This is a genomic window from Ancylobacter terrae, from assembly GCF_045108345.1.
Classification (GTDB): Bacteria; Pseudomonadota; Alphaproteobacteria; order Rhizobiales; family Xanthobacteraceae; genus Ancylobacter.
In genome coordinates this window covers 2,201,171-2,222,173 of the sequence record NZ_JBJGXH010000001.1, presented here as the reverse complement: position 1 = coordinate 2,222,173, position 21,003 = coordinate 2,201,171, and the positions used below count along the sequence as shown (strand labels likewise).

Below are 21,003 nucleotides of genomic sequence, written 5' to 3'. Positions count from 1 at the left end.
CATGACGCCTGCCGCACGGCTCGCCGCCGCCATTGACGTGTTCGAGTCGATCCAGAAGGAGCGGCGTCCGGCGGCCGATCTGCTGAAGGACTGGGGCCGCGCCCATCGCTTCGCCGGTTCCGGCGATCGTGCCGCCATCGGCGGCCTCGTCTTCGACGCGCTGCGGCGGCGGGCCTCATCGGCCTGGAGCATGGGTGCCGAGACGGCGCGCGTCGTTCTTCTCGGCATGCTTCGTCTCGAACGCGGTCTCGATGTCGAGACGATCGGTGCGCTCTGCTCGGGCGAGCGCCATGCGCCTGCTGCCCTGAGCACGGAGGAGCGTGAGCGTCTCTCCGCGCCCTTTCCGGCGGGAGCGCCGGCTCATGTTCTGGGTGATTATCCCGAGTGGCTAGACCCGCACCTGGCGGCCGTCTTCGGCGACGAGCGTGCGGAGGAAGGCGCGGCGCTGGCGGCTCGTGCGCCGCTGGACCTGCGCGTCAACTCGCTGCGGGGAACGCCGGACAAGGCTGGCGAGGCGCTGGCCCATCTCGCCCCGCACGCCGGGCGCTGGTCGCCGCTGGCCCTGCGCATCGACTTCGAGCGCGATGGCAAGGCGCCGCCCATCACCGCCGAGCCGGCCTATCTCAAGGGGCTGGTCGAGATTCAGGACGAGGGGTCGCAGATCGTCGCCATCCTCGCCGCGCCCTCGCGCGGCGGGCAGGTGCTGGACTTGTGCGCGGGCGGCGGCGGCAAGACGCTCGAACTCGCCGCGCTGATGGACAATGCCGGCCAGCTCTATGCCTATGACGCCGACATGCGCCGCCTGGCGCCGATCCACGAGCGGTTGAAGCGGGCGGGTGTCCACAATGTCCAGGTCCGCACCCCGCGCGGCAAGGCGGATGTGCTGGAGGACCTCGAGGGCCGCATGGACCTTGTGCTCGTCGACGCCCCCTGCACCGGCACGGGCACTTGGCGCCGCAATCCCGATGCCAAATGGCGCATCCGCCCCGGTGCCCTCGCCGAGCGCATCCGCGACCAGCGCGCGATCCTCGCGGACGCCGCCCGTTATGTACGTCCGGGCGGGCGCATCGCCTACGTCACCTGCTCCCTGCTCGACGAGGAGAATGGTGGCCAGATCCGCGATTTTCTCGGGGCGCATGCCGATTTCCGGGTAATGCCACCGGAGGAAACCGTGCTGGCGCTCGGCGAGCGCGGCCTGATGCTCAAGCGCGCCGCGCTCGCCGGCGAGGAGGGCCTGCTGCTGACGCCGAGGCGGACCGGGACGGACGGGTTTTTCTTCGCCATGCTCCGGCGCGACGGACGGTGATTGCGAACCGGACAAGTGCCACGCATCATTGTAATGACAGGGATGCCCCAATCACGCTGGACGCCGCCGCCGGTGATGACTAGAAGCCCGCCATGACAACGCTCGATGCTCCCGCCCATCACGACACCATCCTGATCATCGACTTCGGCTCGCAGGTCACGCAGCTCATCGCGCGTCGCGTGCGTGAGGCCGGCGTCTATTGCGAGATCCATCCCTTCCAGAGTGCCGCCGAGGCCTTCGAGCGGCTGAAGCCGAAGGGCGTGATCTTCTCCGGTGGGCCCGATTCCGTTACGCGGGAAGGGAGCCCGAGGGCCCCGCAGGCGGTGTTCGATGCGGGTGTGCCGATCCTGGCGATCTGCTACGGCCAGCAGACGGCGGCGCTGCAGCTCGGCGGCGTTGTCGAAGGCGGCCACGCGGCCGAATTCGGCCGGGCCGATGTGGAGATCCGGCACCCCAGCCCGCTGTTCGAGGGCGTGTGGCAGGTCGGTGAGCGCTATCCCGTGTGGATGAGCCACGGTGACCGCGTCACCGTGCTGCCTGAGGGCTTCGAGGTCATCGGAACCTCCGAGAACGCGCCTTTCGCCATCGCCGCCGACGAGCGCCGGCGCATCTACACCACGATGTTCCACCCGGAAGTGGTCCACACGCCGGATGGCGGCAGGCTGCTGGCGAATTTCGTGCACAACATCGTCGGGCTGAAGTCCGACTGGACCATGGCCGCCTTCCGTGACGAGGCGATCCGGCGCATCCGCGATCAGGTCGGCACTGACAGGGTGATCTGCGGCCTGTCGGGCGGCGTCGATTCCTCGGTGGCGGCGGTGCTGATCCACGAGGCGATCGGCGACCAGCTGACCTGCGTCTTCGTCGATCACGGCCTGCTGCGCCTCGGCGAGGCGGAGAAGGTGGTCACGTTGTTCCGCGACGCCTACAATATCCCGTTGGTCCATGTCGATGCCTCCGAGATGTTTCTCGGCGCGCTGGAAGGCGTGACCGATCCGGAGGTGAAGCGCAAGACCATCGGTAAGCTGTTCATCGACGTGTTCGAGGCCGAGGCGAAGAAGATCGGTGGTGCCGGATTCTTGGCCCAGGGTACGCTCTACCCGGACGTGATCGAAAGCGTGAGCTTCACCGGCGGTCCTTCGGTGACCATCAAGAGCCACCACAATGTCGGCGGGCTGCCCGAGCGCATGAACATGAAGCTCGTGGAGCCGCTGCGCGAGCTGTTCAAGGACGAGGTCCGCGTGCTCGGCCGCGAACTGGGCCTGCCGGATATCTTCGTCGGCCGCCACCCCTTCCCGGGGCCGGGCCTCGCCATCCGCTGCCCGGGCGAGATCACCCGCGAGAAGCTCGACATCTTGCGTCTTGCCGACGAGATCTATCTGGAGGAAATCCGCCGGCACGGCCTCTACGACGACATCTGGCAGGCCTTTGCCGTGATCCTGCCGGTGAAGACGGTCGGCGTGATGGGCGATTACCGCACCTACGACTATGTCGTCGGCCTACGCGCCGTGACGTCGGTCGATGGGATGACGGCGGACTTCTACCCCTTCGACATGCGCTTCCTGGCCCGCGTCGCCACGCGCATCGTCAACGAGGTCAAGGGCGTCAACCGCGTCGTCTACGACGTAACGTCCAAGCCACCCGGGACGATTGAGTGGGAGTGACGGTTATGGACGGCGGCGGTAGCTTAAGTTCGGTGGCGGTTCTTCCGGACGTGTATGGTTCCTGACGGTTCGTGGCGCCGGCCGCAGCCGTTGTCGCTATTTCGTGGACCGGCCGTGTGTCACAGGCCGGCCCGCACCGAGAGCCGGGTGAGGCTGCGGGTTTACGGCTTGCGATTTGGGGCATCAGCGTCGACTAACCGGGTGATCGATGCTTCCCATTCATGACTTGGAAGACCGGCGGATGTCGGAGTGCACGCGAGTTGCGCCGCCGTCCAGCGGTCGTTCTGTCGGCTGATGCCGCAAGTCCTGCGGGCGTCAGGTTGCGACGAGATTGCGCAGAATCCAGTCGGCTGACGCAATGGCATCCGCAGCTGTCAGTTCATGATCGGCTGAGAGTTGCTGGAAGTCGACGCGCGCACCGCAGCTGGCTAGAGCATCCGTCAGCGCCGGAACGTGAGCCGTATAGGGATCGTCACGTCCCTCGATGAGGAGCACGCTCGTGTCCGAGAGGTCCGCGGCGGGAGGGTTCTCCAATGCCTGTATGGCGCGCAGCAATATCCCGCGCCGCACCAGGCCGGGATGGAGCTGAATCACCGCCGCAAGAAAGTTCGCTCCGTTGGAATAGCCGAGGAAGGTGAGCCTGCCCGCGTCGATCCCGTAACCGGCGATCGCGCCGTCGACGAAGGCCTCGAACGCTTCGGCTTCGCTGCGGATGTCGGCCTGATCGAATGTCGCGGCGTCGACCCGGCGGAACCAGCGATTGCTTCCTTCCTCGGTCGCGCGGCCGCGCACGCCGATCAGCGTCGCGCGCGGTGCGATGCGGCGGGCGATGGGCATCAGGTCGGCCTCGCTGCCGCCGGTGCCGTGGAGCAGCACGAGGGTCGTGCCATCCGGCTCCTTCGGCCGGTTGAAGCGATGAATGAACGGAAGATCCCGGACGGGAAATCGTTCTTCGCCGGGCAGGGCGAATTGCGGCAGCATCGCCTTCAGATCCTCGGCCCGGTCGGCCGCGCGCGGGGGCATGAACAGCGTGCTGCCGAGCGCGCCGGCCTCTTCGTCGACGGTCATGCCAGGGCCGTCGGTGGCATATTCCAGGAGAATGCCGGCCGGATCGCGCACATAGAGCGAGAGGAAGTATTTTCGGTCGTGAACTTCCGTCGGCCCGTGATCGATCAGCAAGAGCCGCATGTCACGGACGGCGTCGGCATCCGGCGCGCGGAAGGCCACATGGTCGGGCACCCCGGCGCCGGGCACGGACGGCAGGAAGCCCGACACCTCCCTGACATCGACGATATCGGTATCGGACACCAGCCGCTGCGTGTGTTCGGCGCGCGCGCCGTTCCTGTAGCCGAAACGTGCCACGAAGCCGGCGGTCTCGAGCGGCCTGTCGGTGAGAAGCGTGACGCCACGCAACCGGGCAGGGGCGTTCGGAAGCGGAGCCGGCGTCATCATGTCGACGCCGGCCAGTTTCACGATCAATCCGTCCGGGTCCTTCAAACGAAGAACCGTTTCATCGAACTCACGGGAAGGACTCTCGAACGGCACATTGGCGGTGAGGGCCTTGGTCAGCCAGTCGCCGATCGAGGCCGGCGGCACGGCAAGCGTCACTTCCGAGACCTGCCCGATGCCGGTTCGACCTCGGCCTGCGGCCTCCCAGACAAGGAATGTCAGCAATGAGCCGGGGCTACCGAGCCCGTCGCCATAGATGAGATGCAACTGCTCGGCGTCCGCAAAGCCTCCCGTCTGCTTCACGAGCCTGAGACCGAGAAAGCCGACATAAAAATCGACGTTGGCCTGCACATTGGCCGTGATGCCGGTGACGTGGTGGATGCCGCTCATCATTCCCTTTGAGTCCCCGGAAATCAGCCGCCGCTCTCGCGTGCGAGTACCGTTCGCACGGCCGGGTCGGCAGCCAGCCTGTCATGCAGCGCCTGGACGTGCGGGTACGCTTCCAGGCCGCCGGGCAGCAGCTTTATGGCCCATCGGATCATCGGGAGGGAATAGGCGTCAATCACCGAGCGCCCTCCATCGAGGATGTAGTCTCGTCCGTCGAGGTGGCGGTTCAGGATGCCGAACTGCCTGGCGATCAGCTTGTGCCCCGCTTCAACCACGGCCTGTCGGGCCGCGTCGCTCGGATCGGTCGTGTAGCGAAACGGCATGAAGACCGGCCAGAAGGAGGCATGAACGTCCGAGGTGAAGAAGGCGGACCAGCGGTGCGCCTCGGCCTTTGCGCGCAAGCCATCACCGCCCGCGATCTCCGCCTCCGGGTGCTTTTGCGCCAGATAGTCGAGTATCGCGCCGCACTGGGTCAGCAGCCAGCCGTCGTCTTCCCGAAAGGTCGGTACGGCGCCGGCGGGGTTCACCTCACGCAACTCCCGGGAGCCGTAGTCGACCCGCACGGCTTCGTAGGGTTTGCCGATCCATTCCAGAGCGACGTGGGGCGCCAGCGAGCACGCGCCGACGGCGTAGAAGAGTGTGGGCATCCTTGCTCCCCATGGGTTCACAGCATCGGTGCAACTGCAGCGCCATCCATCATGGCAGCAGCCACCCGGGGCTCGCCATGCCGCACGATCGCTGCACGCCGATGGCGCGCATCGGGTCGGGGTATGGCATGTCCCGTCATCATGAACGTCGCATGTCGTGCGGTGAAGGTGCCGATCTTGCGCCCGTGCGCCGCGAGGCGGCGGAGCCTGGGGATTGGTCGCGTTCCCGCCATGATCCGCGGGGCCTCGAACGCGTGACACACGACCAGACTGTCGGGGCCGACCCGGTCGAACCCGCATAGTCCCAGCGGAGGGCCGCAGGCTCGTTCGCCGTGCCCGGTCGTGCGGGCGAGGTCGAGCACATACCCGGAGCGACATCCGCGGTGGTGATTGATCCGCAAGATCGGAACTCGGCAGCAGCTTCTGCGCCGCGATGTCATTCGAAGCCCGCTACGTTCCGGACGGTAACCCGATCGCGCACTCGTTGCGACGGAGGATGTCGCGGACGACGGCGCCGATTGCTGGCCCTTGCTGCTTTTGCGCGAACGCATCCGTCCCGCCTCTGAAGGAGATAGTTAATGGCAACCATCACCGCCTCGGACGGCACGAACCTCTTCTACAAGGATTGGGGCCCGACAGACGCGCAGCCGATCATGTTCCATCACGGCTGGCCACTCAGCGCCGACGATTGGGACAATCAGATGTTGTTCTTCCTGTCGCACGGCTATCGGGTCGTCGCGCATGACCGGCGCGGGCACGGTCGATCCGACCAGACCGACACCGGCAACGACATGGACACCTATGCGCGAGACGTTGCGACGATCGCCAGGGCGCTGGACCTGCGTGATGCCATCCACATCGGTCATTCGACCGGTGGCGGCGAGGTCACGCGCTACGCGGCGCGCGCCGACCGTGGCCGGGTTGCCAAGATCGTGCTGATCGCAGCGATCCCGCCGGTAATGGTCAGTTCCGATGCGAATCCGGACGGCGTAGCGATGGAGGTGTTCGACGGGTTTCGTGCCGCGGTGGCTGCGAACCGCGCGCAGTTCTATCGCGATGTTCCGAGCGGGCCGTTCTATGGCTTCAATCGTCCCGGCGCGAAAGTCAGCCAGGGCCTGATCGACAATTGGTGGCGCCAGGGCATGGCCGGCGGTGCGAAGGCGCATTACGACTGCATTGCAGCCTTCTCCGAGACCGACTTCACCGAGGATCTCAAGGCGCTCGCCATTCCCGTTCTTATCATTCACGGTGACGACGATCAGGTCGTGCCCATCGCCAATTCGGCCGAAAAGGCGATCACTCTCGTGAAAGACGGTACGCTGAGGATATATCACGGCCTTTCCCACGGCCTGTTCGCCACACATCCCGAGGTGGTGAACCCCGATCTCCTGGCCTTCATTCGCGCCTGACATAGCCGATGAAGCCGGGCGTTCAGCTTCGACCAGATGGAGGCGGCGCGCGGAGCGAGAGGAACCACGGCATGAGTGTCATCCGGGTCGCGATCGCCGGCTTCGGGGGCGTGGGGCGCGCGACGGCCAACCTGCTCCTGACGCGCCGGGATCGCTACCGGCGGATTTATGGAGCCGAGGTTCGCCTGGTGGCCGTCTGCGGCTCCCGGTCCGGTCTTGCCGACCCGGACGGGCTCGAACCGGAACACCTGGACGCGCTGGCGCCAGGTCGATCCGGCCCGGATTTCATCGAAGCGAGCGGCGCCACCATTCTCATCGAAGCCGGCCCCAGCGACTTCCGCACCGGCGGCCCGGGACTGGCCTATCTTCGTGCCGCCTTGTCAGCCGGGCGTGATGCCATCGTCATCTCGAAGGGCGCGCTGGTCCATAGCGGCTCGGAACTGCGTGCGCTGGCCCGCACCTCGGGTTCGATGCTGAAGCTCAGCGGCGCCGCCGCGGCCGCGCTGCCGACGATCGATCTTCTCGAGCACAGCTTGAAAGGCTGCGAAGTGGTCGAGATCGAAGGTATCCTCAATGCCACGACCAACTATCTGCTCGATGCCATGATGGGGCAGGGGCTCGGCTTCGATGAGGCGCTGGGCCGCGCGCAGGCGGGCGGCTTCGCCGAAGCCGATCCGCGCAACGACACCGAAGGCTGGGACACGGCCAGCAAGCTGCTGATCCTCGCCAATTTCGGCCTCGACGCCGACCTGAAGATGGATGATCTCGTCGTCGAGGGCATCCAATCGACAACCGATGCGCAGATCGCCACATGGCGGGAACGCGGCCGCGTCCCCAAGCTGGTCGGCAGCCTCACTCGCACGGACGGCGTCACGCGGGCCGCTGTCGGTGTCCGGACCTATCCGTTGAGCGACCCGCTGGCCCATGTGGCCGGAAAGAACAAGGCGATCCGTATCACCACCGACGCCATGGGCGAGACGATCGCGATTGGATCCGGAACCGAGCCTCTCGCCACCGCCGCCGCCGCGCTGAAGGATTTCGAGCATATACTGACCGTGAGAACGGCGCAGGCCGGCTCACGCACGGGGAAATAGCGATCACCCGTCGTGCCGTGTAGGACGTGCGCATCGTGCCGTTGACGACCTCGGCAGCTTCGCGGTCCCCCGAGGGAGGCGCGCGACGACGTCGACTACATCGATGGGGCAGACGTGATCCCGCGACAGCCGCCGCCCGTGGCGCGCGGGCCATGCCGGAGGAGCAGGCATGCCCGGTTATTGCCTCGTCACCGACGGCGCCAGCGCACTCTCGCGCGCGGTCGTGCCATCCGGGCGCGCCGGATCGCGAACCGCCCGGCGATAGTCGGAGGGGCTGAGTTGACGATGTTTGACGAAGACGCGGGCCAGTACCTGATTGGAGGAATAACCGACGTCCTGCGCGATCTCCGTGACCGAGAGGTCTGTCTGCGCAAGAAGTTCGCAGGCTCGCTCCATTCGGAGTTGCGTCAGATACACCCGTGGCGGCACGCCGACGCTTTGCTTGAACATGCGCGCGAAATGAAAGGGCGAGAGCCGCGCCTCGGCTGCCAGTTCGTCGAGGCTGATGTCTTCCGAAAGCCGTGCCTGCATCAACTCCAGGCAGCGCCGCTCCGCCCACGGGGCAAGGCCGCCTTTTGCCGGTGTGAATGATCGCCCGCCCAACCGGCACAGCTCGGCCAGGATCTCGCAGCCGGCGGCGCGCGCCAGCAATCGGGAGGGCGTCCCTTCGTCCTCACAAAGCGTCCACAGGTTCCGAAGCGCTGAACGGATGGCCGGCGAGCCGAAAATCTGGCCATAGAGGCATAAGCTATCGAAGGAGAACCGGCTGCCGCTGGCTTCGTCGAGCACGACTTGCCATTCGCCGATCGGGAAGGCGAAGCTGCGAAGATGGTGGCTCGAGTCGTTGATCACCTCCGCAGCGAATGTCGGCGCCGCGAGAGTAAGGTCGCCTTTCCTGCTGGTCACATCAAAGCGCCCCCCGCCCAGATCACCACTGACACGGCCGCCACCGAGCAAGTCTTGGATCAGTATCATGTCCGGCAGGGCCGGGCGGGACATGTCGCCAGCCGGTCGTTCGATCTCGAGAAGATCGAGGATTCCGTCGTGGGATTTCATCGAACGCACATAGGAGGAGTGTCGCCCGTTCTGGTGCCACTGCGCAAAAGACGAATAGGCACGCGCGGTCATCGCTGTGTCTCCTACGCTCTGTCGCCACCTCTCGGCCTGGGCCGGGCAGAGGCCCATCCGGCCACCCTGAGCCATCCCGTTTCCGTCGCCGCACGCATGGGACGAAAATGCTCGTTCGAGATTGCTTCGACACTTTTCGCTGATCGGTCGATACGATACCGTTCCGTCCATAATGGGAAATTCGTGGATGGAACGCAACCGTGTCGACCGCAAATTGGGCAGACGAGTGCCGACCGGTGCCGCGATCATCCGGCCTGAACTGACGATCGCGCTCTTCAGGGCCTTGTTCGAGGAGTGGGCAGAGACCGGCTACGCGGCCATCAGCCTGGAGAGAATTGCAGCGCGGGCCGGTGCCGGAAAGGCGGCCATTTACCGGCGGTGGCCATCGAAACTGGAGTTCGCGTGCGAAGCGATACGCAGCGTCGAGGTCGTGAGGCTGGGCTCCACCGATCAGGGGTCGCTGAAGGCGGATATCCGTGCGTATCTTCGCGCGACGCGCACGGTGCTGCGGCATCCCCTGGTCCGCCGTATCATCCCCGACCTGGTCGCCGAGCGGCTCCGATCAAACGAGTTGTCGACGATGCTGGATGGCATTGCGGCGGCGCGTCGACAGTTCGGCCATCGGCTGCTCGACCGCGCCATTGCCCGGAACGAACTGCACCCGGGCCTCGACAGGGAGCTGGCGATCGACCTTCTCTTTTCGTCTCTCTATGCGCGCATGATCGTCCGGGGGAAAAGCCTCACGGAGGCCGACCTCGACAGGCTGGTCATCGCTCTGGATGCCGCCATCAAGACCTGTTGAACCAGTGCCTGAACCGGGGCGGCGCCAGACCCGTTTGCCGTACAGGATGCCGAAGGGCAGGGGAATGCGCCTATTCCCGGGCGAGGAGGGTTGTTTCCGTGGGATCGAACATCGACACGGTTCCATCGGCCGCTATTGCCGTCACCTCGTTCTGCAGCACGTCCCAGTGTTCGGCCAGCTTGCCGTCCTCGACACGAAATATATCGACCACGACCTGCTGTTCATCGGCCCAGCCGCGGATGCGGCCGTGGATGGCGACGAAACTGCCTTCGGCGATCATCAGTCCGGGCTCGTAGAATACGTCCCGCGACATCCCGGCGACGAGCGTCCGCAGCGCTTCGCGACCTTGGGGGATAGTGGGGTTGTGCTGGATATAGTCCGACCCATAAAGCCGCTCCACGGCCGACGCGTCGTGACGTTGGAACAGCGAGGTCATCGCCTCCAGAACCAGCGCCTTGTTGCGCCGGGGACGATCGTCGGACGTCCGGTTCGCATCGCGCGTGACCGACATCGTCCCGGTCATGCGGAGGAACTGCCCATCGGGCAATGTCGCGAATGAATGGACCAGGCCGCGGTCATAGTCCTGCACATTCGTCACTGTTGCCCCGCTCGCCTCTTTCCAGCTCACGGCGAAGATGCCGTTGCCGAGCGCAATGACCTGAATCCCGACGGTTTCAGTCCGGGCGAATGGCCCGTCCTTGATCTCGAACCGCAACTGCGTCGCCGACAGCAGCGTCAGGCTGACCTGGAAGGCCGGGTAGGCGACGTCCATTTGCAGCCCGACGGGGAAACCGGATCCGGTCATTGAACCTTCCTCCCTTTGACGTGAGGGCGATCCAGCCCGGCTGCCGGAACGCGCGCCGGGTCAAGGACGCGACGAAGACGCGCACCGGAGCGCGCCGCATCTGGAAAACGCGGCGGGAGGCGACGCGCAACCGCAACCGACCGAAGGACGGACAGTGCGTAATCCGCTCACCGCCTCATGATGGTTCAGCTCTCCGGCTGATCGAGAAAGACATGGAGGGTTCGAATGAGCCCGCCTTCCACCTGCGCGACATCGGTGCCGGTGACCGCGACCGGACCGCCGGCCGGGCCGGCCTGCCACTGCAGGCGGCCGACCCCGTTATGGCCCGATGCCGGCCTTATCGCGGTGAACACGAAATCGGGCGGCAGATGCTCGAGCAATTCTGTTACGGCGTGCGAAATAGCCTCATGCCCTCGCGCCGAGCGCTGCGGCTCGTGGAGCTCCGCGTCGTCAGCGTAGATCTTTCGGATCGCCGATAGGCGCCGCGTGGCATCACGCTCGCCGAAGACCAGATCAAGATTGGCCTGCATGAGTGTTTCGAAATCCATCGACGCCTCCTTCGCGGCGGGTTCGGGCGGGCGCGTGGCGGGCGAGGCGACGTCGTCCCCGGCATGCCGCGGGGCTCGCCTCGCCATACCCGACCTCAATGTCCGCTTTGGGTGATGGGCACGGGCGTGTTGAGCAGTTGCTGCTCCCACAGATAGGCGATGCCGCTGCCGGCGGCGTGCTGCTTCACCACCTCGTTGATGGCGAGCGCCGTTTCCATCCGGGCCCAGTCACGCTGCCATTCGGCCGCCAGCGCCATCCAGGTGATCATGTTGACGCCGGCCGCAATCATGCGCTGGATGGCGACCTGATGGGCCTCCAATGACGTGCCGCCCGATGCATCGGTGACCACCGTCACATCCCAGCCTTCGCCGGCCGCCTGGATCGCCGGCATCGCGACGCACACCTCCGTCCACAGGCCGGCCATGATCAGCTGCGTGCGGCCGGTGGCCTTGACGACGTCCACCACCGCGGGGTCCTCCCAAGTGTTGATCAACGTGCGATCGATGACCTTCTCATCGGGAAACACGTCGGTCACCTGGGGGAAGATATAGCCGCCCCTCTCCGCGACCACGCTGGTCAGGATCGTTGGAACGCCGAAGACCTTGGCGGCTTTCGCCAGGCCTGCCGCATTGTTCACCGCCATATGCGGGTCGTGGCTATTCAGATTGGCGAGCTGGTAGGGCTGATGGTCGATCAGCACAAGAACCGAGTCTTCAGGGCGAAGAAGCGAGGGCAGCCCATTGCGAAAGGTCATCACTACGTCCTTTCTGGTTGAGAGGAGACACTGAATCGGCCCCAGACATATCGAATGACTGGCATCGTCGCGGTGTACAGGCTGCGGGATTGGTGCCGATCTTGCTGTGTTCCGGCGTGTCCCCTTGGCATGTGCTGCCGGCGCGCAACGCCGCGGGCGCACCGTTTCGGAGTGTTTTCGGTGCCGCGCCTCGGCAAAAGAGTTAGATTTGGACCGCAGTCCAAAACTGCAGACATCGTCGCGTTAGGTTATTCCACTGGGCGTCTACCGGATGATCCGGCATGACGCCGTCTTGAATACGTTTCTCTTATCGCAGGTACTGGCGGAAAAGGGAGGTTTATTAGTTTTATCCAACGAGCGTCCATCAACTGCGCTTGTGATCCATCTAAGGAAGGTGGCCGCCCGTCGAAAAGGCCGCGCCCTCGATGTGATGAACTCGTGGTTCGTCCGAAAAGTACTCCTGTAAGCCCGCCATGAAGGTTTCATGGTCTTGGCTTTTCTCGAAGCCCTGTGTGTGGTCTGCGAGCGAGCGCCATCGCACGATCAGGTGGAACAGTTCGGGCGTTTCGACGCCTTGCGCCAGAAGGTGGCCCTGGTAACCCTCCGCGCGGCTGAGCAACGGCGCGACCTTGGCGAAGGCCTGTCTGAAATTTTCAATATGATCCCTGTAAACGGGCAGCATAGCGATCTCGTAAATCATGATTTCACCTGTAGAGAGTGGCGGGCCGCGCTCAGGCGCGGGCGCGTGTGGTGCCGGCCGACGGGTTGACCGCGATGGCGATCTTGCCGCGAAGACCGTTGTTGGGGGTCTCCAGCAGCGCATGGGCTTGCGGGAGGTCTTCGAGCGCATAGACGGCGCCGACATGCGGCCGGAGCTGGCCACGCTCGACCAGTGTCGTCAGCTCATCAAGCTTGCCGCGGTTCTGTCGGGTGAAGACGAAGTGGTAGCTTGCGTTCTTGCCCCAGGCCTCGATGAGATTTTGCGGCTGTGCGGTATCGACGATCGAGACAATCCGGCCAAGCTGAGCGAGCGCGTTCGGGCTGGTGGACAAGGTGTCGCCACCGATCGTGTCGAACACGACGTCGACCCCGCGGCCATCCGTTTCCCGCAGGACGGCGTCGACATAGTTTTCTTTCCGGTAGTCGATGACCACATCCGCGCCGATACGGCGTGCGAACTCGAAATTGTCTTCGCGCACGGTCGTGAACACCTTCGCGCCGATCGCCTTGGCAACCTGGATCGCCACGTGACCGACACCGCCGGCGCCGCCGTGGATCAGGATGGTCTCGCCCACTCTGAGAGAGACACGCGTGACGAGAGCTTCCCACACGGTGCCGCCCACAAGGCTCAGGCTTGCCGCTTCCAGATGGTTCAGCGCGGCGGGTTTCCTGGCGATGATGTTTTCGTTCGCGACATGGTACTCGGCATAACTGCCCGGCCCGTCGAAGATCTGCGGTGTGTACCAGACCTCGTCGCCCGCCGCGAACGCCGTCACGCCGGGACCGACGGCTTCGACGACGCCGGAAACGTCATGGCCGGTGATGGCCGGAAGCGGAACATAGTCGCGGTAGTCGCCGCGCCGCACCTGGTAGTCGAGCGGGTTGATCGACGTGGCATGTACGCGCACGAGAACCTGCCCCGCCTGCGGAACGGGCTTGGGAACGTTGCTCAGTTCGAACGCTTCCGGGCCGCCAAAGGCGTTCAGTGTCATGGCTTTCATTTTCGCGTCCTCATTTCGTTAAAAAGGGATATCGAGAATTTCCGATATATCAGGTCAAAAGATCACAGTTCTTTCCCGATGATCTCGGCCAGAGCTTTGATCGTCGCCTCGTTCCGCTTGTAGTATGTCCATTGACCGATGCGCTTGACCTCGATCAGGCCCGCGCGCTGCAATGTCGCGAGGTAATCGGAAACCGTCGATTGTGACAGTCCGACACCCTCCTGAATGCTGCTGACGCAGACGCCGACGGTATGAACGTCACCTTCGTCCTGAGGCGGGAAGTTCTTTACGGGGTCCTTCAAACCTTGCACGATTTCAAGGCGTGTCCGGTTTGACAGGGCTTTGAATATTTCGAGCAGTTGCATGTTCTCTATATATCGACATTTTCCGATATGTCAATGCGCTCAGAAGAGCGCTGCGGGCGACGAGCCGGTTCGCGGGCCTACATCCTGCCGTCCGGCGTCCAGTCGGCCATGTGCAGTACGTTCCCGCCCAGCTTCTGGAAGGCTCGCTGGCGGCACGAGAAGACGATGACCTGCTGGTCGCGCGCCTGGCGATGCAGGGCGTCGAACATCTTCTCGATGCGGTCGTCGTCGGAATAGACCAGCGCATCGTCGAGGATCACCGGGGCAGGGCGCCCGTCGCGGGCCAGGAGACGGGCGAAGGCCAGCCGCGTCAGCACCGAAAGCTGCTCGCGCATGCCGCCGCTGAGGCGGTCGACGTCCTCTTCCTGCCCGTTACGCGAGATCTTGTGCGGCAGCAGCGTCTTCTCGTCGAAGGAAATCGACACGTCGTCGAAGAGCAGGCCCAGCAGGGGGCGCAGCTCGGTCATGACCGGACGCAGATAGGTCTCCCGGGCATCGCCCCGTGCGGTTTCGAGCGCCGCGCGCAAGCGTTGGAGGACGGCGACCTCCTTGGCGTACCGCGTGACGCGCTGGGTGGCGGATGCCAGAGCCTCCGTACATTCGCGCCACTTCTCCTCGACCGCATCCTCGGAACGGGCGCGTATTTCAGCGGTGAGGCCGGCGATCTCCTCCCTCAACCTGCCGACCTCCTCCTCGGCCGCCTGTCCCACGGAACGCAGGCGGCGCAACGTGGCTTCGGCTGACGCGAGGTCCGCGGCGTCCTTTCGCAGACGCTCGACGGCTTCCTGCTGCCGCGCGAACGACACGTCGAGATCGGCCAGCCGCATCGCCAGCATCCGCTCGCGATCGCCGCGCCCCGGTGCCGGCCCGAGGATCGCTTCGAGGGCCTGGCGCTGGGCCTCCACCCGGGCGACGCCGAGCTCGGCGGCGAGCAGTTCATCGCCGGCGCTCGACTGCACGAGTTCGGCTGCACGCCAGGCTTCGCGGACAGCCAGCAGCCGGTCCACCGCGTCCGCGTGCGCACCGCGCACCTGATCGGGATTTTCGGTGAGTTCGAGACCGGCCGCCGCGGCCGCCCGTTGAGACGCGATCTCGGCCCGCAATTTTGCCAGCCCCTCCGGCGCCAGCAACTGCATGCGCATCTTCTTCTCGCGCAAGGTAGCTTCGGCACGCTGCGCTTCGGACCGCCGCGCGCGGGCGGATGCGAGATCGCCGACGCCGATCGACGCCAGCAGGACACGGCGCCGCTCTTCCGCCGCCTGCAGCGGCTTCTCGCCACCGCTCTCCCGACCCGATCGCAGCGTGACGGTCCCGATCCCGGGGATCGCGAGTTCGGATTGCCCGTCATAGCTGCGCGCCTCGCCCGGCCGCAGCGGCTCGCCGTCGAGCGTCACGACCGGTGCCGCCGGCGCGTAGGCGACCACGAGAGAGGGGCGTGCCGCCTCCGCGAGGGCACGTAGCTTGGCGATGTCGAGGTCGAGCGCTTCGAGTTCCAGGACCGGCGCCTCCGGCAGACGCAGCAGCTTCAGCTCGGCCTCGCCGGTCTCGATTTCCTCACGGACGGCTTCGGCGGCTTCGAGCCGCTGTTCCAGTTCGGACAGCCGCGCGGCGGCGTCCCGTGCGCCGAGCGCCGCCTCGAGGCGGGTCAGACGCGTGCGCGCCTCCTGCTCCGCCGCCTCCGCGGCCTCGACGGCGGCGCGGGCGCCCCGCGCGGAGGCCGTGGCTGCCTCACGGCTCGCCAGGGCCTGAGCGCGTCGGCGCTCGTGGTCGGCAAACTCGGCATCGAGACCGGTTGCCTTCTCCAGGGCACCGCGGAAATCACCGAGCGCGCGATGGGCGTTGCTCCGCTGCTCCTGCAGCAGCCTCAGTTCCGCTTCGGCGGCACGGAGCGCCTCGGCCCGGCTCCGGGCGGCATCGAAGGCGGCCTGCGCGGCCTCGATGGCGTGCCTGCGCTGGTGGCGATCCTCCGGGCGGTCCAGTTCGGCGAGCCGCCGGGCCGCCGCCGAGCGCGTGTCGAGCGCCTCGCGCAGCGACCTGACCTCGGCGCCGAGCCGGCTCTCCCGCTGCTGCAACGCGTCCCGTTCGTCGATCGCCGCGGCGTAGCGTTCTCCGGCCTTGGGACGCCCGGTGGCCGTGACAAGCCGGGCGAGGGCCTCGTCGACGGCGGCCATGATCTGCGACATGCGGCGGCCTCCCGTCACCGCCTCGACTTCGCCCTGCACCGATTGCAGCAGGCTGGTCCGGACCTTCGTCTCGCCCTCTTCTTCGGACTTGCTGCGCTTCTCGATGCCGGTCGCGCCCTGGCGCACCCACAAGAGGCCGGCCGGGCCGGCGGTGCCGCCGCCCACCAGTTCGGCGATGAACGCCTCGGCCTCGTCGGCCTGCGCGACGATCTGCCCGCGCGCGAGATCGACGACGCGCGCGGCCCCCCGCCCGTAGAACTGCTTGGTGATGCGGAACGTGCCCGCCGGTGTCGCGAGATCGACTTCGACCAGCGGATTGCCGCCGCTGTAGGGCCGGAGATTGCGGACATCGCCCGCCGTACTCGCATGCGGCTGGAAGAACAGCGCGTGCAGCGCCTCGAAGCTGGTCGACTTGCCGAACTCGTTGGCCGCGCACAGCACGTTCACGCCGTCGCCGATGCCTTCGATCGCGACGCCGCGTCCGGCGAAGCGCTTCACGTTGAACAGGCGCAGTGCCAGCAGCTTCATGACGTCACGGCCTGCGCATAGGCATAAAGCCGCCCCAGCGCCGCCCGGGCGATCTCACGCTCTTCCGCCGAGCGCGAGGAATCGTCGGCTTCGGCCATCAGGGCATTGGCGGCTTCGCGCAACGCGCCGGCGCGATCAATGGCGTCGAGATCGCCGGCCTCGCACTCCGTCACCAGCCGGCCGTCGTCGAGCGTGAGATGGGCGAAGTCCGGCTGGAGCCGGCCCACCGCCGCCGCAAGCGCCGTCCGCACCGGAAGACGCGCCCGCCCCGCGGCGACGAGCGCGATCAGGGCGCGCCGCCTCAGGCGCCGCTCGGGAAGAAGCGCTTCGAGGGATGCGACCGCGTCGTCGCCGTCGAGCAGGTCGAGGGTCAGGGTGGTCCAGGAGAAGGCGCCTGTTTCCAGCGGTGTCACCTGCGGCAGCGCGTCGGCGCCCTCGAGCGAGACCAGCAGGGCTTCGCCCGGCCGGTCATGCTTGAAGCGATCGGGCTCGGGCGTGCCGCTGTAGCGGGTGCGCGCATCAATCTCGACACCGCCGTGCCAGTCGCCGAGCGCGAGATAGGAGAGGCCGGCCCGCCGCGCGCGGTCCGGGGCGATCACATCGAGCCCCGCACCTTCCTCCGAGAAACGCTGGACGGCCCCATGGGCCAGGCCGATGCGGATCGCGGCGCCGCCGGTGGCCGCGCCGTCCATCCATTCGGTGAGATCGCGCCCCGGCCGCCGCGTCGTGCAGGGCGCGGGCAGGAGTGTGACGCCGGGGGCGAGATCGAGCGCCGTGGGCTCGAGGGCCAGCGTCACGTTGTCGGGCGCCTCCGTGCGCAGCGTGGCCCAGAGCGGGGCCGCCTGTAGCGAGTCGTGATTGCCGGGCAGGATCACCCAGCGGATGGGCGCGTGATGATGCATCTCGGCGAGCGCCTGGCGCCGCACCTCGGGGGCCGGTGTCTCCGTGTCGAACGTGTCCCCGGCGAGCAGGATCGCGGACGCCCCGTGCGCCCTCGCATGTTCGGCGAGCCGGCCGATCACGGCATGGCGTGCCTCGCGCAGCTGCGCCGGCAGGTCCCCCTGGAACTGCCCGAAGCGTTTGCCGAGATGCAGGTCGCTCGAATGGATGAATCGGAAGGCCATCGGGCCTTTTTACACCGCCGGGCGGGGCGAAGGCGAGCGGGCTCGCGGCGCCCACGTGGCCGGCGGGGGAGGGGATGGGGACGATTGACTCCCCAATCATCATACGTATGATGAATGCATGACAATGTCTCACGATACGCTGGTCCGGCTGGGAAAGGATATCTGCGCGGGGGTCTATCTCCCCGGCCAGGTCATCCCGGCCGAGCCCGTATTGTGCGCCCAGCTGGGGGTGAGCCGGATCGTCCTGCGCGAAGCCATCAAGGGCCTCGCCGCCAAGGGCATGGTCGAGGCGCGCCGGCGAACCGGCACGGTGGTGCTGGAGCATAGCCGCTGGAGCCTGCTCGACCCGGACGTGATGATCTGGCGCGCCGACGCGAACGGGATCGATCTGTCGCTCGGCACGGATATCATGGAATTGCGCCGCATCATCGAGCCGGCTGCGGCGCGGCTGGCGGCCGAGCGGGCGAGTGCGGCCGAGCGCGCCGCCCTGAGCGCCGCCTACGACGCCATGGCGGCGGCGGTCGAAGGGCGGGGCGACTATGTCACTGCCGACCTCGCGTTTCACAGCACGATCATCCAGGCCTGTGCCAATCCTTTCGTGAGCCAGCTGCAGAGCGTCATGGCGACGGTGCTGCGCATCTGCTTCGAGCGGGTGGCGGCCATGCCGGGCGGTCGGCGGCGTTCGCTGCCGCTGCATCGCAACGTCTGCGAGGCGATCGTGCAGAACCGCCCGGTCGACGCCGAGACGGCCGTGATCGAGCTTTTGAATGATGCGGAACGTGACATGCGTCATGTTCTGCGGGTGCAGGGGCGGATGAGCGCCGACGCCGGCGTCGACCCTGTGGCCCTTTCTCCCGCGGGTGCGGGCAACAACAAGAAAACCAGTATCAATTCCCGGGAGGAAAACCTCGATGACGTCGCCCAGACATAATTAGGCGGTCCGCCGCCCGCGTTACCCTGGCGATGCCGCCGGGTGACGACAGCCGAGTATCGTTTTCAGCTTTCCGATCGACCGACCCGCCGTCCTGCGCGCGGGCAAGGTCGGTTATTGCCGTGACAGTGCCGCCGCGATGAAAATAACCGCTATCGAGACGATCCGCCTCGCCGAATTCGGCAACCTGCTCTGGGTCCATGTGCACACCGATGAGGGGGTGGTCGGGCTCGGCGAGACCTTCTACGGCGCCGGCGCCGTCGAGGCGCACATCCACGACACGCTGGCGGGGCGCCTGCTCGGCCGCGACCCGCTGCGGATCGAGGCGCTGAACCGCGAAATGGTCAACCTGCCGCTGGCGCAGGCCTCGACCGGCGTCGAGTATCGCGCCGCCTCGGCGATCGATTTCGCGCTGTGGGATATTTTCGGCAAGCTCTGCAACCAGCCGGTCCACCAGATGCTGGGCGGCCTCGCGCATGAGAAGCTGCGCCTCTACAACACCTGCGCGGGCTACAAATACGTCCGCTCGATGAGCATCAAGCCGGTGTCCACCTGGGGGCTCGGCGACGCCGAGGGTCCTTACGAGGACCTCGACGCCTTCATGAACCGCGCCGATGAGCTGGCGGAAAGCCTGCTCGACGAAGGCATCACGGCCATGAAGATCTGGCCGTTCGACCCCGCCGCCATCGAGACGGGCGGCAATTACATTACCGCCGAGCAGATGAAGGCGGCCATTCTCCCCTTCGAGAAGATCCGCAAGGCCGTCGGCGACAAGATGGAGATCATGGTCGAGTTCCACTCGCTGTGGAACCTGCCGACCGCCAAGAAGATCGCCCGCGCGCTCGAGCCCTACGCGCCGACCTGGTACGAAGACCCGATCCGCATGAACTCGCCGCAGGCGCTGGCGGAATATGCGCGCTCCACCGATGTCTGGGTCTGCGCCAGCGAGACGCTCGGCTCGCGCTTCGCCTATCAGGACTTCCTGAACGTCGACGCCGCCGGCGTGGTGATGGTCGACCTGTGCTGGACCGGCGGGCTCACCGAGGGCCGCAAGATCGCCGCCCAGGCCGATACCTACCATCGCCCCTTTGCGCCGCACGATTGCACGGGGCCGGTCGCGTTCGCGGCGGCGATCCACTGCTCGTTCAGCCAGCCCAACACGCTGATCCAGGAGTCGGTCCGCGCCTTCTATCGCGGCTGGTACAACGAACTCGTCACCGCCATGCCGCGCATCGAGAACGGCTACGCCTATCCGATGGAAGGCCCCGGTCTCGGCCTCGAACTGAAACCCGACGTCTTTACGCGCAGCGACCTCAGCGTTCGCCGCAGCGCCCTGTGAAAACGCACGGAAACGTCATGTCGCACGAACTCTTCTCGCTCGCCGGCCGCACGGCGCTCGTCACCGGCTCCGCCCGCGGCCTCGGCTACGGCATCGCCCGCGGCCTCGCCGCCGCCGGGGCGCGGGTCGTCATCAACGGAACCAAGGCGGCCGCGACCGGGGACGCGAGCGACACGCTCGTGGGCGAGGGCTTCGACGCCCGTCCGCTCGCCTTCGACGTCACCGACGACAAGGCCGTGGCGGCCGCTTTCGAGTCGCTGGACGCCGACGGCGTCGAGATCGACATCCTCGTCAACAACGCCGGGATCCAGTTCCGCAAGCCGATGATCGATCTCGATCCGGCCGACTGGCGCCGCGTCATCGAGGTCGATCTCACCAGCGCCTTCCTGGTCAGCCAGCAGGCGGCGCGCCGCATGATCGCGCGCGGCCGCGGCGGCAAGATCGTGAACATCGCCTCGCTGATGAGCCAGGCGGCCCGCGCGACCGTCGCGCCCTATACGGCAGCCAAGGGCGGCATCCGCACGCTGACCCATTCGATGGTCGCCGAATGGGCGCAATACAACATCCAGGCCAACGCTATCGGTCCCGGCTACATGGCGACCGATATGAACGAGGCCCTGATGAACGACCCCAAGTTCGACGCCTGGATCATGGGGCGGACGCCGGCCAAGCGCTGGGGAAGGCCCGACGAACTTGTAGGCGCTGCCGTTTTCCTGTCGTCGCGCGCGTCGGACTACGTCAACGGCCAGCTGATCTACGTCGATGGCGGCATTCTCGCCGTCCTGTGAACCCCGCGGCACCGCCGCGGTCATCCCCCG

Annotated in this window: 19 protein-coding genes; 8 read left to right on the top strand and 11 right to left on the bottom strand. The window is 66.4% G+C overall.

Annotation, left to right across the window (positions count from 1 at the left end; genetic code table 11):
• The first annotated feature begins 1 nt into the window (after position 1).
• Both ACEUEL_RS10675 and guaA read left to right on the top strand, forming a co-directional pair.
• Positions 2–1,306, top strand: coding sequence for an RsmB/NOP family class I SAM-dependent RNA methyltransferase (locus ACEUEL_RS10675; RefSeq protein ID WP_405704602.1), 1,305 nt, complete (start codon positions 2–4; stop codon positions 1,304–1,306).
• Between the two features lie 92 nt (positions 1,307–1,398).
• On the top strand, positions 1,399–2,970 hold the full coding sequence (guaA, locus tag ACEUEL_RS10670; RefSeq protein ID WP_405704600.1) for a glutamine-hydrolyzing GMP synthase: 1,572 nt from the start codon (positions 1,399–1,401) through the stop codon (positions 2,968–2,970).
• Between the two features lie 315 nt (positions 2,971–3,285).
• Here guaA and ACEUEL_RS10665 read toward each other — a convergent pair whose 3' ends face one another.
• Complete coding sequence (locus ACEUEL_RS10665) at positions 3,286–4,812, bottom strand: VOC family protein (RefSeq protein ID WP_405704599.1); 1,527 nt, start codon at positions 4,810–4,812, stop codon at positions 3,286–3,288.
• Positions 4,813–4,832: 20 nt separating this feature from the next.
• Positions 4,833–5,453 (bottom strand): glutathione S-transferase family protein, encoded by a 621-nt coding sequence (locus ACEUEL_RS10660; protein ID WP_405704597.1) that lies wholly within the window; start codon positions 5,451–5,453, stop codon positions 4,833–4,835.
• Positions 5,454–6,031: 578 nt separating this feature from the next.
• Here ACEUEL_RS10660 and ACEUEL_RS10655 point away from each other — a divergent pair.
• Together ACEUEL_RS10655 and ACEUEL_RS10650 are read left to right on the top strand one after the other, a co-directional pair.
• The gene (locus ACEUEL_RS10655) at positions 6,032–6,862 is read left to right on the top strand and encodes an alpha/beta fold hydrolase (RefSeq protein ID WP_405704596.1); all 831 of its coding nucleotides are present in this window, start codon (positions 6,032–6,034) and stop codon (positions 6,860–6,862) included.
• A 71-nt stretch (positions 6,863–6,933) separates the two neighbouring features.
• Positions 6,934–7,956: a homoserine dehydrogenase gene (locus ACEUEL_RS10650; RefSeq protein WP_405704594.1), complete on the top strand. Its 1,023-nt coding sequence runs from the start codon at positions 6,934–6,936 to the stop codon at positions 7,954–7,956.
• Between the two features lie 177 nt (positions 7,957–8,133).
• Here the strand turns inward: ACEUEL_RS10650 and ACEUEL_RS10645 are convergent, their stop codons facing one another.
• A complete protein-coding gene (locus ACEUEL_RS10645) occupies positions 8,134–9,084 on the bottom strand; it encodes an AraC family transcriptional regulator (RefSeq protein WP_405704592.1) in 951 nt (316 codons plus the stop codon).
• Positions 9,085–9,271: 187 nt separating this feature from the next.
• Here ACEUEL_RS10645 and ACEUEL_RS10640 point away from each other — a divergent pair, with 187 nt between their 5' ends.
• Entirely contained in the window at positions 9,272–9,886 is a 615-nt protein-coding gene (locus ACEUEL_RS10640; protein WP_405704590.1) for a TetR-like C-terminal domain-containing protein, read from the top strand.
• Positions 9,887–9,956: 70 nt separating this feature from the next.
• Here the strand turns inward: ACEUEL_RS10640 and ACEUEL_RS10635 are convergent, their stop codons facing one another.
• The 8 genes from ACEUEL_RS10635 to ACEUEL_RS10600 all read right to left on the bottom strand — a co-directional run bounded on the left by ACEUEL_RS10635 (position 9,957) and on the right by ACEUEL_RS10600 (position 17,915).
• Positions 9,957–10,691 (bottom strand): nuclear transport factor 2 family protein, encoded by a 735-nt coding sequence (locus ACEUEL_RS10635; protein ID WP_405704588.1) that lies wholly within the window; start codon positions 10,689–10,691, stop codon positions 9,957–9,959.
• A gap of 185 nt (positions 10,692–10,876) precedes the next feature.
• Positions 10,877–11,239: a nuclear transport factor 2 family protein gene (locus tag ACEUEL_RS10630; protein ID WP_405704587.1), complete on the bottom strand. Its 363-nt coding sequence runs from the start codon at positions 11,237–11,239 to the stop codon at positions 10,877–10,879.
• Between the two features lie 95 nt (positions 11,240–11,334).
• The gene (locus tag ACEUEL_RS10625) at positions 11,335–11,994 is read right to left on the bottom strand and encodes a hydrolase (protein ID WP_405704586.1); all 660 of its coding nucleotides are present in this window, start codon (positions 11,992–11,994) and stop codon (positions 11,335–11,337) included.
• A gap of 385 nt (positions 11,995–12,379) precedes the next feature.
• Entirely contained in the window at positions 12,380–12,694 is a 315-nt protein-coding gene (locus tag ACEUEL_RS10620; RefSeq protein ID WP_405704584.1) for an antibiotic biosynthesis monooxygenase family protein, read from the bottom strand.
• Between the two features lie 31 nt (positions 12,695–12,725).
• Complete coding sequence (locus ACEUEL_RS10615) at positions 12,726–13,715, bottom strand: zinc-dependent alcohol dehydrogenase family protein (protein WP_405704583.1); 990 nt, start codon at positions 13,713–13,715, stop codon at positions 12,726–12,728.
• Positions 13,716–13,777: 62 nt separating this feature from the next.
• A complete protein-coding gene (locus ACEUEL_RS10610) occupies positions 13,778–14,080 on the bottom strand; it encodes an ArsR/SmtB family transcription factor (RefSeq protein ID WP_405704581.1) in 303 nt (100 codons plus the stop codon).
• Between the two features lie 77 nt (positions 14,081–14,157).
• Positions 14,158–16,791: an AAA family ATPase gene (locus ACEUEL_RS10605; protein WP_405704579.1), complete on the bottom strand. Its 2,634-nt coding sequence runs from the start codon at positions 16,789–16,791 to the stop codon at positions 14,158–14,160.
• The gene (locus ACEUEL_RS10600; RefSeq protein ID WP_405704578.1) at positions 16,788–17,915 is read right to left on the bottom strand and encodes a metallophosphoesterase family protein; all 1,128 of its coding nucleotides are present in this window, start codon (positions 17,913–17,915) and stop codon (positions 16,788–16,790) included. Before ACEUEL_RS10600 ends, ACEUEL_RS10605 begins: the two co-directional genes overlap by 4 nt.
• A 124-nt stretch (positions 17,916–18,039) precedes the next feature.
• On the opposite strand from ACEUEL_RS10600, the gene ACEUEL_RS10595 reads away from it, so the two are divergent.
• From ACEUEL_RS10595 to ACEUEL_RS10585, 3 genes are all read left to right on the top strand, one after another.
• Positions 18,040–18,846: a FadR/GntR family transcriptional regulator gene (locus tag ACEUEL_RS10595; RefSeq protein ID WP_405704576.1), complete on the top strand. Its 807-nt coding sequence runs from the start codon at positions 18,040–18,042 to the stop codon at positions 18,844–18,846.
• A gap of 139 nt (positions 18,847–18,985) precedes the next feature.
• The gene (locus tag ACEUEL_RS10590) at positions 18,986–20,185 is read left to right on the top strand and encodes a mandelate racemase/muconate lactonizing enzyme family protein (RefSeq protein WP_405704574.1); all 1,200 of its coding nucleotides are present in this window, start codon (positions 18,986–18,988) and stop codon (positions 20,183–20,185) included.
• 17 nt (positions 20,186–20,202) lie between these two features.
• Positions 20,203–20,973 (top strand): SDR family oxidoreductase, encoded by a 771-nt coding sequence (locus ACEUEL_RS10585; RefSeq protein WP_405704572.1) that lies wholly within the window; start codon positions 20,203–20,205, stop codon positions 20,971–20,973.
• The last annotated feature ends 30 nt before the right edge of the window (positions 20,974–21,003 follow it).